General features: G+C 57.4%; 8 protein-coding genes. 3 read left to right on the top strand and 5 right to left on the bottom strand.

The window, feature by feature from the left end; translation table 11 throughout:
- Window positions 1-38: 38 nt before the first annotated feature.
- The 3 genes from AC1EKE_RS01050 to AC1EKE_RS01060 are packed head-to-tail and all read left to right on the top strand — an operon-like array spanning window position 39 to window position 3,648.
- A complete protein-coding gene (locus AC1EKE_RS01050; RefSeq protein ID WP_480307625.1) occupies window positions 39-518 on the top strand; it encodes a cytidine deaminase in 480 nt (159 codons plus the stop codon).
- A gap of 6 nt (window positions 519-524) precedes the next feature.
- A complete protein-coding gene (gene dnaX / locus AC1EKE_RS01055; RefSeq protein ID WP_480307627.1) occupies window positions 525-2,381 on the top strand; it encodes a DNA polymerase III subunit gamma/tau in 1,857 nt (618 codons plus the stop codon).
- Window positions 2,382-2,433: 52 nt separating this feature from the next.
- Window positions 2,434-3,648: a C1 family peptidase gene (locus AC1EKE_RS01060; RefSeq protein WP_297128907.1), complete on the top strand. Its 1,215-nt coding sequence runs from the start codon at window positions 2,434-2,436 to the stop codon at window positions 3,646-3,648.
- 97 nt (window positions 3,649-3,745) lie between these two features.
- On the opposite strand, the gene AC1EKE_RS01065 is transcribed toward AC1EKE_RS01060, so the two are convergent.
- The 5 genes from AC1EKE_RS01065 to AC1EKE_RS01085 form a co-directional block, all read right to left on the bottom strand.
- Window positions 3,746-6,853, bottom strand: coding sequence for an efflux RND transporter permease subunit (locus AC1EKE_RS01065; protein WP_480307629.1), 3,108 nt, complete (start codon window positions 6,851-6,853; stop codon window positions 3,746-3,748).
- Window positions 6,854-6,868: 15 nt separating this feature from the next.
- Complete coding sequence (locus AC1EKE_RS01070) at window positions 6,869-7,930, bottom strand: efflux RND transporter periplasmic adaptor subunit (protein WP_480307631.1); 1,062 nt, start codon at window positions 7,928-7,930, stop codon at window positions 6,869-6,871.
- Window positions 7,931-7,959: 29 nt separating this feature from the next.
- Window positions 7,960-9,339 carry a TolC family protein gene (locus AC1EKE_RS01075; protein WP_480307632.1) on the bottom strand — a complete coding sequence of 460 codons (1,380 nt, stop codon included), beginning with the start codon at window positions 9,337-9,339 and terminating at the stop codon, window positions 7,960-7,962.
- Entirely contained in the window at window positions 9,323-9,940 is a 618-nt protein-coding gene (locus AC1EKE_RS01080) for a TetR/AcrR family transcriptional regulator (RefSeq protein ID WP_480307633.1), read from the bottom strand. Before AC1EKE_RS01080 ends, AC1EKE_RS01075 begins: the two co-directional genes overlap by 17 nt.
- 865 nt (window positions 9,941-10,805) lie before the next feature.
- Window positions 10,806-14,066: a S41 family peptidase gene (locus AC1EKE_RS01085; protein WP_480307634.1), complete on the bottom strand. Its 3,261-nt coding sequence runs from the start codon at window positions 14,064-14,066 to the stop codon at window positions 10,806-10,808.
- Between the last annotated feature and the right edge of the window lie 12 nt (window positions 14,067-14,078).

The raw sequence follows: 14,078 nt of genomic DNA on the forward strand, positions 1-14,078 counted from the left end.
GTATCTTTATCGCTACGAGTACTAAACAAAGCGAATTTATGTCAGAGCGTAGAGATATAGAGATACCTGTCAGGGAGTTACCGATCGACCGGCTCTCACCGGAGGATCAGGAGCTTGTGGCTAAGGCGAAGGAGATTGTCTCCGGAGCTTATGCCCCCTACTCCCACTTCCACGTCGCTGCCGCCCTCCGTCTGGAGAGCGGACGGATTGTCCTTGGGACCAATCAGGAGAACGCCTCCTACCCCCTCGGACTATGCGCCGAGCGGACCGCCCTCTTCCAGTCGGGTGCCCTCTATCCCGATGACCCCGTCACTTCGCTCGTGATCGTGGGTGCAAAGGAGGATGGCACGATCATCAAGACCTGCGCCCCATGCGGAGGCTGCCGCCAGGTGATGCTGGAGATGGCTGACCGCCATCACCACCCCTTCCCCGTGATCCTCGCAGGGCCCGAGTCGGCACTTGTGGTCGAGAACTGCCGAGACCTACTGCCAATCAACTTTGACGCCTCATCTCTGTAATCGACGATGAGTGACTTTGTCGTATCGGCACTGAAGTATCGCCCCTCCACCTTCAGAGACGTGGTGGGGCAGGAGGCACTGACCACCACGCTCCTCAATGCGATCAAGGAGGATAAGCTCAGCCACGCCTACCTCTTCTGCGGTCCGCGAGGTGTGGGCAAGACCTCATGCGCCCGCATCTTTGCCAAGACCATCAACTGCGAGCATCGCACGCCGGAGGGTGAGGCGTGTAATGAGTGCAGCGAGTGCATCGCTGCCAATGAGCAGCGGTCGTACAATATCTTTGAGCTCGATGCGGCCTCCAATAACTCCGTCGACGACATCCGCAACCTCATCGATCAGGTCTACATCGCCCCTACGACAGGGAAGTACCGGGTATACATCATCGATGAGGTTCATATGCTCTCCTCCAGTGCCTTCAATGCTTTCCTGAAGACGCTCGAGGAACCGCCGGCGCATGCCATCTTTATCCTCGCCACCACGGAGAAGCAGAAGGTCCTCCCGACCATCATCTCACGCTGTCAGGTCTACGACTTCCGTCGGATCACCTCCGATGATATTGCCCGACACCTGGAGTATGTGGCTAAGGATAAGGGGGTCAAGGCGGATAAGGAAGCACTCCAGCTGATCGCACTCAGCGCCGACGGCGGGATGCGCGATGCGCTGAGTATGTTTGACCAGATCGCTGGCTTTGGCAACGGCTCGGTCACGGTCGAGGGGGTGCGGAAAAATCTAAGCCTCCTCGATGAGGACGGCTACTTCTCACTCCTCGACTACATCACCCGTGGCAATCACAATAAGGTGCTCCAGCTGGTGGACAACTTCCTCCGCCGTGGCTATGACACAGACGTGGTGATGAGGGGATTCTCCAACTTCCTCCGCAATCTCCTCGTGGCTCGGACCAAGGATACCATCGCCCTCGTGGAGGCTCCGGAGTCGATCAAGGAGCGCCTAAGCAAGGTGAGCACTGCCCTGAAGCCGGGACTGATCTGGAATTACCTGAAGATCTCTACCGCCTTTGGATCCAAGTATAAGAGCAGTAGCGAGCGAAGGCTCGCCCTCGAGGTGGCTCTCCTCCATATGTGCGAGCTCTCACCGACAAGCGAGCTAAAGTCTCCCGCTGAGGTAGCGGAGACCACCACCCCACCTAAGCAGGCTCAAGCCACTCCCACACCGGCACAGAGTCAGCCGGTCACCCCTCAGCCTCAGCAGGTCGCACCTCAGCAGGCAGCGCCTCAGCAGAGCGCACCTCAGCAGAGCGCACCTCAGCAGACAGCACCTCAGCAGGCAGCACCTCAGCAGAGCGCGGGGCAACCGCAATGGGGTACTCCGCAGCAGCAACAGCAGTCACCGCAGGTACCACCTTATCACCAGCCGAGCGGGAACGCTTCTCAGCAGAGTGCACAGAGCCGCTATGGCTTCTCGCTCTCTACAGGACGGCGCACTGCTGACCAGGGACAGCCTACTGCGTCCCCATTGCCCAATCAGCCTAAGAGGAATAATCCCTTTACCGAGGAGCAACTCAAGGCAGCGTGGACGACTTACCGACATCAGCCCCACGTGGATCGTCTGATTGCCGGGGCGATGAAGGATCACCCACCGGTCTTCACGCCCCCCTACTCACTGGAGATGAAGGTCTTCAGTGAAACGGAGAAGGCGGAGATGGAGAAGGTCTCGGATCAGTTGCTTCAGTACCTCAGAGACAGTCTCAGCAATGACTTCCTGACGATCTCCTTCCCCGTGGTCAACGACCCGAGGGAGCTGGGACCCACAACCCCAGCCGAGAAGTATGATTACTTCGTCAAGAAGAATAAGTGGGTCGAGCGATTGGCAGAGGATCTCGACCTGAAGCCCTACAGCTAAGTATATCATTCAACCACATTTTAGTTTTTCAAACCACTAATTTTATCACAGCATGAAAAGAACTCTTTCTTATCTACTGATGAGTCTTGCCGTCGCAGGAACCTTTACCCTAACGGCTGCAGCACAGACTTCTGATCAGAAGTCTGACGAGTATGTCTTCACGACCGTGAAGGCATGCGAGATCACCCCGGTACAGGATCAGGCATCCACCGGTACCTGCTGGTCCTTCAGCACCCACTCGTTCCTCGAGGCTGAGTCCATCCGTCAGGGTGGTCCCAAGCTGGTCACCGCACCTATGTACACCGCCTCTATGTCCTATAAGGATAAGGCGCGTGACTATGTGCGCTACCACGGCAACCAGAACTTTGCCGAGGGCGGAAGCTTCTACGACGTCATCTACGCCGTGCAGCACTACGGCATCATCCCGATGTCTGAGATGCAGGGACTCAACTACGGCACCAAGCGCCACAACCACCAGGAGCTCTACGCCATCACCAAGGGCTTCCTCGACGGACTGGTCAACCAGATGGATCGTCGCAACAGCCTCTCTCCCGTCTGGACGAAGGCCTTCGACGGCATCATCGATTCCTACCTCGGCGTGGCACCCAAGACCTTCACTGTAGATGGTAAGACCTATACCCCGGAGAGCCTCCGCAAGGCTATGAAGATCGATGCGAATAACTACGTATCCCTCACCTCTTACATGAGCCAGCCGCTCTACGAGCCCTATATCATCCCGATCCCCGACAACTGGCGTCACAGCGCCAGCTACAACGTCACCCTCGACGAGCTGATGGAGACGATCGACAATGCGATCAATAACGGCTTCACCATCGCCTGGGGCACGGACGTGAGCGAGCCCGGATTTACCCGCGATGGTCTCGGCATCCTCGCCGACCTGGACCTGCCGGAGAATGCAGGCTCCGATCAGGAGCGCTGGGTAGGTGCCTCTGACAACCAGCGTCACCGCATGGTGATGGAGCGCATCTCCAAGCCCGGTATCAAGGAGATCGAGGTGACCCCCGAGTATCGCCAGCAGGGCTTTGACACCCTCGAGCTGACCGATGACCACGGCATGCTGATCTACGGTATCGCCAAGGATCAGAATGGTAAGAAATTCTATATGGTCAAGAACTCCTGGGGCGAGAGTGGCAAGTACAAGGGCATCTGGTACGTTACCCCTGCCTTTGTAGCCGGCAAGACGATGAATATTGCCATCCACAAGGACGCTCTCCCCAAGGCCCTTCGCGCTAAGCTCGGCCTCTGATAGCCTCACCTAACCTCCTCTCTCAGGAGGCATACTAATAGTGGGCGGTGCAGAAATGGTTCTGCACCGCCCACTACTTGTTTATGTGCCTTGCCTTTTACTCCGTCAGCAGAGCCTCGATGTCCACCCTCTGCTTGGTGCCGGACCTCTGTCGGGCGTGGAAAGCCTTGTAGAGCACCGGCACGACGATCAGCGTCAGCAGGGTAGAGAGAGCCATACCACCGATGATCACCCACGCCATACCGGTACGGAGCTCAGCGCCTGAGCCGTGCGAGAGGGCAACGGGAAGCATACCGATGATGGTCGAGAGGGCAGTCATCAGGATCGGTCTCGTACGGAGCTTGACCGCCTGTATCAGTGCCTCGTCCACCGGCAGTCCCTCGGCGCGTGCTTCGTTGGCAAAGTCGACCAGCAGGATCGCATTCTTGGCGACAAGCCCCACCAGCATCACCATACCGAGCATGGCGTAGATGCTCATGGCAGTATTGGTCAGGGCGAGGGCGAGCAGGGCACCGACGATCGAGAGCGGGATGGCGATCATCACGACGAGCGGGTCGGTCCAGTTGTTGTAGAGCAGCGTCAGCGCGAGGTAGATGAAGAGGAGCGAGAGCAGGATCGCCGTCATAAGGACGCCCATCGAGTCAGACATCTTCTTCATATCACCGGTGGTCTGTATCTGCACCCCACCGGGCAAGTCCTCACCATCGAGGCGGGACATGAATTCCTTGGCAATTGCGCCGGCAGGCACACCGTAGGCCTGAGCGCGCAGCGTGACGGAGCTATTGCGATTGTACCTCTCCAGTCGGCTGGGACCGATACCGAGGCTGACGTCGGCAAATTGCGAGAGCCGGATGAGATCGCCCTGACCATTGACGACCATAAGTCCGGCGACATCCTCGATGGATCGGCGAGAGACCTTATCAGCACGGATGTTTATGGCGTACTCATAGTCCCCCTCAGTATACCTGAGCTGGTCATTGCCCTGGAAGCTCGTCTGCATCATCATGCCTACATTGTCCAGGGTGAGCCCAAGATTGGACATCTTGTCTCGATCGACTCGCACGGTGACCTCCGGCGTGGCATTCTCGACGGAGAGCCACGGCTGGATCACGCCCGGGATCGTACTCAGCGCTGAGAGCGCCTTGTCGGCATAGAGAGCGACCGAGTCCTTGTCGGTGCCGGAGATCACATACTCCACGGATGCCTTGGAGACGGTACCGGTCATACTGACATTGCAGACCCTCACACGCGCATCCACGAGATAGTCCGAGAGAGGCTTCCGGATCTTAGCCACATAGGTCTCGGTGCCACCGGGGACCTTCTTGAGCTTGACATTCATCTCAGCGAGATAGGGCGTCCCCTTGCTGCTCTGACCATTATCACTGGTCAGGCCGACCATGGTCACCACCTTCTCCACTTCAGGTCGCTGCATAAGCCACCCCTCAGCCTTGCGCACCAGCTTATTGGACTCCTCCATGGATATGTCCTTAGGCATCTCCAGCTGGATGATGCACTCGTGCCGGTCCATATAGGGCTGAAACTCAAAGTTGATAAAACCAAGTGGGAAAAGTGCCATCACACCGCCCATCAGGACGATGACGATGAGTGCCAGCGTCCAGCGGTGACTCAGCCCCCGGCGGGTCACCGTGGAGACACGTTCCGCAAAGCGACTAATACCATTCTCAAACCCGCTGAGCATCCGTCCGATGAAGCTGTCGGTGCGCAGTGGCTTCACATTCCCCAGCCGGGAGGTGAGCAGCGGCACGAGAGTCAGGGCGGCAAGGAGGCTGAAGAGGATCGCTATCACGATCACGGCACAGAACTGCCGGAGGATGTCCGAGACGAGTGAATTGGTGAAGATGATCGGCAGGAAGACGACCACCAATACCATGGTGACCGAGATGACGGTGATGCCGATCTCATTCATAGCATCCCAGGTGGCGCGGACTCGGTTTTTCCCCATCTCCATGTGGCGGTAAACGTTCTCGATGACCACGATCGCATCGTCCACCAAGACGCCGATCACCAGCGAGAGTGCCAGTAGGGACATCATATTGAGCGTGAAGCCAAAGAGCCTCATCCCGATGAAGGTGGCGATCAGGGACACCGGCACCACGACCATCACGATCAGGGCGTTACGGACATTGTGGAGGAAAAGCAGGATCACCAGCGAGACCAGGAGGATGGCGAGCAAGAGATCCGTGAGCACAGAGCTGATCGCATTGCGGGTAAAGGTGGTGGTATCTTGCGCCACCTCTATCCTAAGGCCATCAGCGGCGTAGCGCTTCTCGAGCGTCCGGATCTGCCCCGCCACCGCCTTGCTCACGTCGAGGGCGTTGGCGTCTGACTGCTTGAGGATATTGAGGAGGATCGCCTCCTGACCATTGACGCGCCCCATCTTGACCGGGTCCTTGACCCCATCGACCACCTCAGCGACATCCTCGAGACGAATTGCAGTGCCATTGGCATTGCGGAGTATCAGCCTACGGAGCTGGTCGATGGAGGTGATCTTACCGGAGAGGCGAACCGCCATCTGCGACTCATCGCTCCTGAGATAGCCGGTGGGGAAGTCGAGGTTGGAGGCACGTATGGCACCCTGCACCATGACCGGTGTGATGCCGAGATCCTGCATTTTGGCCTTGTCGAGATTGATCTGGATCTCACGCTCCACGCCGCCGACCAGCCCCACATTGGCGATACCCTTGATGTGTGACAGCTCGGGGACGACCCGCTTGTCGATGAGGTCAAAAAGGTCCGTCGAACCGATGTCCGCCGTAGCAGATAGGATCAGGATAGGCTTCTCGTCGACCGAGACCTTAGAGATCATCGGAGAGATAATATCCCGAGGCAGCTCCGCACGCCTGGCTGAGAGCCGATTTTGCGCATCGGTCATCGCCTTGTCAATATCGGTCCCAAAGTCAAAGGAGACCATGATCATCGACATACCCTCAAAGGAGTAGGACTGCATCTGGTCGATGCCCTCCATACTCGAGAGGACCTCCTCCGCTTTCTTCGTCAGAGAGTTCTCAACCTCTGTCGGCGAGGCACCGGGATAGATGATCTGTACGTTGAGCAGCGGCGGCGTAAACTTCGGCATCAGCTCTGCGCTCAAGCTCCTAAAGCTCAGGAAGCCCAGCACGGTCAGCAGGATAAAGAGGACCGTGACAAATATCGGGCGCTCTATAGATGTCTTTACGATTTTCATACTTTACTCCGCTTGTCAGTCATTAACCGCCTTGACGGGCAGACCATCCGACACATTGATCAGACCGGATACGATGACGCATTCACCACTCTCCAGTCCGCCGAGGACCTCGATCCGATCACCGATGAGACCACCGACCATGATGGCCTGCTCTCTTGCGATCCCCTCCTCGACGACATATACGTGCGCATCCTTGACACTGCCGATGATGGCCCGGCGGGGGATCAGGATCCCGTGCGTCTCCTCATTGCTGCCAAAGGACACCGAGACATACATACCGGGTCGCAGTCCATCCACACCCTCCTTATCCAGCGTCACCTCCACGGGGAAAGCGAGGGCATGATTTGCCTTATTTCCCACCATGGAGATACGACCGGAGAGGGTCCGGTCGGGATAGACTTCACTTGCTACAGAGACGGCCTGACCCTCTGAGAGCTGCAGCCGCTGACGCTCGGTCACGAAGCAGGTAGCCCTGAGCTGCGAGTCATCGACGATGTCAAAGAGCTTGGTGCCGGGATTGACATAGCTGCCGACCTCCACATACCGCTTGTAGATCTCGCCGGAGATGGGCGCCTGTAGGGAGGCATCGGCCAGTCGGCGTCGGCTGGCGACATAGCGACCCTCAGCCGCTACCATCTGGGTATTCATCGCACTGAGCTGCTGGTCGGTGACACCGCCCTGGCTGTGTGCCTGACTATATCGCTCATAGTCTCGCTTAGCCGCCTCATAAGCGACACGGGCAGACTCGGCATCGGCTCTCAGCGTCTCCACATCGAGCTGCACAAGGAGCTTCCCCTTAGCGACACGATCACCCTCGTCGGCATAGACCGACACGACTCGCCCACCGGTGCCGGCAACGACAGATAGATCGTGTGCTCCTGCCACGAGCCCATTGGAGACAAAGGATGCGCTATAGTCGCTCTCACTTACCGTCTCGGTGCGGACAGCCACTGCCGACTGACCCTCCATAAGACCCTCCGTCTTGGCAGCGGTAGCCCTCTTATTGAGGACCAAAGTCACTACGATGAGACCAATGGCCAGCACGATGGCTAATGGGAGATAGATTTTTCGTTTCATGACAATGTGATTATGCTGAAGTGTGACTATTATTCCATAAGGTCTCGTATCTCACCCCGGCTCTTCTTGAGGTCGATGAAGGCCTTCATATAGTCCCCGAGGGCGCTGGCGTACGACATCTGTGCCTGCACGAGAGACTGGCTCGCATTGAGGACATCAGAGAGAGAGGCGACGCCGAGGCTGTAATTCTTCTGCGCAAGGTCAAGGACCTGCTCAGCGAGAGCTTGGTTATCCCTCTGTAGGGCGATGGTCCGCCGGGTGTCTCTCAGCTTAAGGGAGGCATTGAGGTTAGCCATCCTGAGCGACTGGTCGAGTGCGTGCAGATCCTCCTGCGCCTTGAGCAGGTCGAGGTGACTCTCGCGCACCTTGGCGAGGCGAGAGCCACCGCTGAAGATCGGCATCCGGAGACTCACCCCGACCATGGCAGTCGGGTAGCCGTAGTTGGTTGTCCCGCCGAAGAGCTGATCGCTCATGTGATTGTACTGCAGGTTGAGTGCCAGGGAGAGCGTCGGGAGGTACTCATACTTCTTTGCCCGCTCCTGCAGCTCGGCCATCCTCTCCCGCTGCTGCAGCTGCCTGTAAGCGATATGCCTGATGGGGTCAAAGGTGGGAGAGCCTACCGCAGCGATCTCCTGCTGAGCCATGAGGCTGAGGTCGAGGGGTGGCACGGTGATAGGCTCTGTCACCTCAAAGCCCATCTGGAGCTTGAGCAGGTTTTTCTGCACCTCGAGTCCGCTCTCTATCGCTGACTGCTGGGTCTTGAGGTTGGTGAGGTTGACCCTCAGCCGATCCACATCCACCTTCTTGACCAAACCACTCGCATAATTGACCTCCATCATCCGGAGCATCTGCTCCACCAGCTCCACACTCCGTAGCATCTGTGACGCAGCGTATTGCGTGACCTGGACCCCATAGTAGAGGGTGGCGGTCTGAGCGATCACATCCTCCTCCGTCGAGATGGCGCCCAGCTCTGCCATCTGCCGGGAGACCTTAGCAATGTCGAGGGTATTGAAGAGCGACATATTGAGTAGCTGCTGATTAAGCGCCAAGCCCGCATTGGCACTGTACTTTGTCCCCATCTCGATGGTCATGTACTCTGACGCATTGGGGTCGCGCATCTTCTCGGGGAGGAAGTTATTCATGAAGTTGGGCATGATAAACTTTGCCTTCTTCAGGTTGTCATTAAGCCCTGCGGACCCACTGATCTGTGGCAGGAGAGCTCCGAGCACCTCCTGGCGGGCTCGCTCAGCCTTCTCACGGTCATAGGTGGACTTCTTGACATTGCTATTGTGCTCCACGGCATAGCCGAGGCACTGCTGCAGCGTGTAGCCCTCCTGAGCGAGCCCAGTGACCGAGAGCAGGAGCAGGCAGAGGACGAGCATCACCAAGCGATTATTGGATGATATCATGGTACGTGGTATATAGGAGTTGATTTCCTTCCTCGGAGACGATGGCGCGCAGGTGGTACCCCAGTATGGTGGTAAAGTAGCTCCCTGAGGGGAGTAGCTTATTACGCACCACGGCGTTGATGTAGAAGCCAAAAACAGAGTACGAGAGATACTCGCACATAAAGGGGATGTCCAGATCAGCTCTGTAAAGTCCGGTCTCCACCCCTCGTCGTAGATTAGCCTGCATCTTGCCACCAAAGAAATTGGATCCGATCGCATGCTCCAGCATCGCCTGATGTGGGTTGCTCCGCATCAGGTCGGAGAAGAAGACAGGATTGAGCGACTCAAAGAGCCGGTCCAGCTGCTTAAAGCACAGGACCATGCTCTCTATGGCAGACCTCTCCCCATCATCGTCAAGCAGCGAAATGGCGCTCTGGAAGTCACCGGAGATGGCATGGACGCACTCCTTGAGTAGCTCCTCCTTGGAGGAGAAGTTGTTGTAGAGCGTCTTCTTCGTGACGCCCATCCTGGCTGCCATCTCATCCAGCGAGAGGAGGAAGCCCTCCTGCTTGAGGATGTCAATGGCCTTGCTTACGTACTTATCCTTACGACTTTGCCCCATAGTTATATTGATATTTGAGTTCTGTTCACAGGGCAAATATACACTTTTTCTACTTACAAAGTGTAATCTATATATTTCAAAGCGATTTTCTTTCTGTTTTGCTGCGGCTTTGGCTCTCAAGGGAACTATCTCACGCAAAGGGATAGTGAAGCTGCCGTCCCGACGGGCTGTGGCACTCCGTCCGAGCTCCCGATTAGGCTTGAGAGGATGCCCGATTTTGCCGTCTACTTATGGGGCATATCTAATACCGATAAAAGAATTCTCTAATACCGATATTAGTGTTCTCTAATATCGGTATTAGTGTTGCGCGAGAAAGCTCGACAATTTTCCCCGCCACTTCTCTGAGCCATATAGGGGTGACGCATTTGAGCATTAGGGTAGTCATATACTAAGGTGGGCTCATCGGTGAGGCACCCGAAGGGTGCCCGCTCCATAGGCATCGGTCATCCGCGAAGCGGTGACCGATGTACAGAGACCCGCCCCTACCCCCTCGACCCCTTGTGGGTCGCCGAGCCCCCCTCCCCCCTACGCCCTCGCAAGGGTGTCGCAATCCCTGGAGTGGCTTGATAGTGCGACACCCTAGCGGGGTCGCGGGATTGATTACGATACCTGATCCACGGGTCTTCGTGGCTACGCCCCTCGACCGGTGGCTAAGAAGCGGGCACCCCAAGGGGTGCTTCGTTCCCAATCCTTCACGATGAGATGAATGGCTATTGTGTCACTCAAATGCGTCACCCCTCAGAGCCATACGAGAGCCCCCACCCCGCATTTTTTCAACTATGAGTACACTCCTCAGTATACGACAGAAGCCCTGCCGGAGGGGTCTCCGACAGGGCTTCCTGAGGTATGTGTGGGGGGGTGAGGGTTACTTCACTTCGGAGCGAAGTACCTCGACGGCGCGCCTGATCTGGGTGTCACGGCCCTGAAGTGCCTCGGTGAAGTCCAGGGGCTGCTTGACGTCCGGCTCTACCTGATGGTTCTCGAGGTAGTAGCCATCCTTCGTCATATAGCCGATGGCGGGTACGCCGAAGTAGATGGCGGGGTTCTGGAGGGTGATCCAATTGACGCTCGACATCGTCCCCGGTACCGGCATGCCGACGATCTTACCGATCTTCATCGTCTGGTAGACCCAGGGGGTACCATGGGCATTGGAGTAGTCGGCCTCGCAGGTGACCATGACGCTCGGCTTGGTCCAGCGACGAGAGGGCATGGGGCAGTAGTCGCGCCCCTTCGTCATCTGCTCCAGATACTTAGTCCCGGTGAAGAGTACCTCGATATCCTCGTGGAGTCGACCGCCGCCATTGCAACGGATATCGATCACGATGCCATCGCAATTGTAGTACTTACCGAGTGCATCGGAGTATACCTTACGGAAGCTCTCGTCGTCCATCGAGGGGATGTGGACGTAGCCGAGCTTGCCGTCAGAGAGCTCCCTCACCTCCTCGGCACGCTGAGATACCCAGCGCTTGTAGAGCAGGTCGCTGAGCTTGCCGGAGGAGATGGGCTTGATCGTCTCCTCCCAGCGTGCGCCGCTCTTGGGGCAGTAGAGGGAGATGAGGGTCTCGCGACCAACCTTGCCTCTCAGGAGGGGGAAGTAGTCAGTCTTAGCATCGATCTCCTCGCCATCGATGGCGGTGATGTAGTCACCGGCCTCGACCTTGGAGCGGAAGGTATCGAAGGGACCACCGATGACCACCTCGTCGATCTTGAGGCCCTTGTCGGAGGGCGTCCAGTCGAGGAAGAGTCCCAGCTCAGCGGTGGAGGGACTACTGATCGGCTCTCTGTAGCCGCTGCCGGTGTGGGAGACATTAAGCTCGCCGAGGAGCTCGGAGAGCATCTCGGAGAAGTCGTGATCATTGGTGATGTAGGGCAGGAACTTCTCGTAGTGGTCAGTCAGCTTGGGCCAGTTGGCGCCATTGATATTGGTGATGTCCTCGTAAAAGATTCGCTCTCCCTCCTCGCGACGGACGTAGTCGTACTCGAAGCGACGCTCGTCAGCGGGACGGAGCTTCATGCGAGCCTCGTAGGAGACAGACTCTATCTTCTCGCCCGGGAGGGACATCTTCTTCATATCCCTTGAGCCGATCATGAAGATCTTGTCGCCCTTGCGGTCGGGCATAAAGTTGTAGTAGGGACCATCAAGCTTCTTGAGCAGCTCTACGTCGCCCTTGCGGAGGTCCTTCTTCCAGAGGTCGTATCCGCCCTCAAAGGCAGACATATAGTATAGTGTCTCTCCGTCAGAGGTGATGAAGGCATCACCAAGCTCAGAGGAGACGGGTGTGAGGCGAAGGATGCGGTGGTCGATATTCTCGAGCTCGACACGGATGTCTTTCGTGCTGTCGTCCTCCTTATCGGCTTTCTTGTCGTCCTTCTTGGCTTGCTCCTTCTCCTGCTCCTTAGCCTTCTTCTCTGCCTCGGAGAGGAGCTTGTACTCCTCCTCGTCGAGGATAAACTTGTCGTAGCTCTCGCGATTGAGGAAGACGATCATCACGTCATTCATCGAGCCCCAGGAGGCGTGGTTGCGCATACCGTACTGCTCGGAGGTGTAGATGATCGCATTGCCGTCCATCACGAAGCGGGGACTCATGGCGAAGTAGCCGGACTGCGTGAGGTTGTGGATCTCAGGATTGGTCTCGGTCGCACTAACGAGGGCGACGTCGTAGTAGGGGTTGTGCCCGTTGTCGACGATGCTCATAGCGATCCACTTGCTGTCGGGAGACCAGGTGAAGTCGATCTGACCGTCGCGCTCCACCTGATACCGTCCGTCGGTGATCTCGCGCTCCTTCTTCGTCTCGGTATTGTAGATCACGAGGCGGCTGCGGTCCTTGAGATAGGCGAGGTCCTTGCCATTGGGGGCAAATTGGGGGCAGGTCTTCTCCGACTTGTCACCGGGGATGAGGAGCTTCTCGTCGATCAGCGTGCTGTGGGGGAAGTCAGGGTCGTCACTGCGCTTGATCGTGGCGACGTAGAGGTCGCTCTTACCATTGCGCTCGCTCGCATAGACGATTGTGCGATCGTCGCCAAAGGTAACACTGCTCTCAGCAGCGGGGGTATTGGTGATGCGCTTCGTGGTGGTGTAGTCGGCGGAGGTGACGAAGACCTCACCGCGGATCACGAAGGCGACCTGCTTGCCGTCAGGGGAAATGGAGGCGGAGGTGATGCCTGAGCGGAGTGCAATCTCCTGCTCGGGCTCCTCGACGTAGTCGCTGAGGATGCTCACCTGCACGCGCTGCGGCTGACCGCCTGATCTCATCGTGTAGATCTCGCCGTCATACCCGTAGCAGAGGGTGCCGTCGGCAGCGGAGGAGAGGAAGCGAACCGGGTGGTCGGTGTAGGAGGTGAGCTGCTTGACATTCTGTCCGTCAATGGTGGCAGAGAAGACGTTGAAGCAACTCTTCGCTCCGCGCTCACTAAGGAAGTAGAGCGTCCGACCGTCAGCTGAGAGGACCGGATTACGATCCTCACCCTTCCAAGTGATGATGGGAGTGTACTCCTTACTCTTGAAGTCATACCGGACTATGTCACGAGTGACGGAGGAGGTATGGTGCTTGCGCCACTCATTCTCCATCCCCTTATTGTCCTCATAGATCAGTCCGGATCCATCGGGGAGGAGTACACCGTCAGCAAGAGGCGTAGGCATGACCATCTCTGTACGACCGCCCTCAGCGGGGATGCGGTAAAGCTCGTTGTATCGCCCGGGGAAGATGGCACTAGACGCAGGATCCTGGATATGAGCTGCGTAGAGGATGTGCTTGCCGTCAAGGCTCCAGGAAATGGGTTTCTCGCCGGTACTGTGAGTGGTGACACGCTTCGCCTGACCGCCACGGGCATCCATGACGTAGATGTCCTCTCGGCCATCGGTGCGGGTGCTGACGAAAGCGAGCTTGGAGCCGTCGGGGCTCCACATGGGTCTGTAGTCATACCCATCTGATGTGGTGAGGCGCCGTGCCGTGCCGCCCTGCGTGGCGACGCTGAAGAGGTCCCCCTGGTAGGAGAAAGCGATCTCCTTGCCATCGGGCGAGATGGCGGGATAGCGCATCCAGAGAGGTCTCTGCTCCTGAGCGGAGAGCATAGTCGCTGCTGTGAGGGCAACGCTTACCGTCAGGATGATCTTCCTAAGATTCATTTTGATTATAGT

The organism is Porphyromonas sp. C0041D3, from assembly GCF_056590575.1.

Bases quoted from the DNA above. Each gene is read 5' to 3' on its own strand.
- AC1EKE_RS01050 (WP_480307625.1), top strand. From the start codon at position 39: ATGTCAGAGCGTAGAGATATAGAGATACCTGTCAGGGAGTTACCGATC.
- dnaX (WP_480307627.1), top strand. From the start codon at position 525: ATGAGTGACTTTGTCGTATCGGCACTGAAGTATCGCCCCTCCACCTTC.
- AC1EKE_RS01060 (WP_297128907.1), top strand. From the start codon at position 2,434: ATGAAAAGAACTCTTTCTTATCTACTGATGAGTCTTGCCGTCGCAGGA.
- AC1EKE_RS01065 (WP_480307629.1), bottom strand. From the start codon at position 6,853: ATGAAAATCGTAAAGACATCTATAGAGCGCCCGATATTTGTCACGGTC.
- AC1EKE_RS01070 (WP_480307631.1), bottom strand. From the start codon at position 7,930: ATGAAACGAAAAATCTATCTCCCATTAGCCATCGTGCTGGCCATTGGT.
- AC1EKE_RS01075 (WP_480307632.1), bottom strand. From the start codon at position 9,339: ATGATATCATCCAATAATCGCTTGGTGATGCTCGTCCTCTGCCTGCTC.
- AC1EKE_RS01080 (WP_480307633.1), bottom strand. From the start codon at position 9,940: ATGGGGCAAAGTCGTAAGGATAAGTACGTAAGCAAGGCCATTGACATC.
- AC1EKE_RS01085 (WP_480307634.1), bottom strand. From the start codon at position 14,066: ATGAATCTTAGGAAGATCATCCTGACGGTAAGCGTTGCCCTCACAGCA.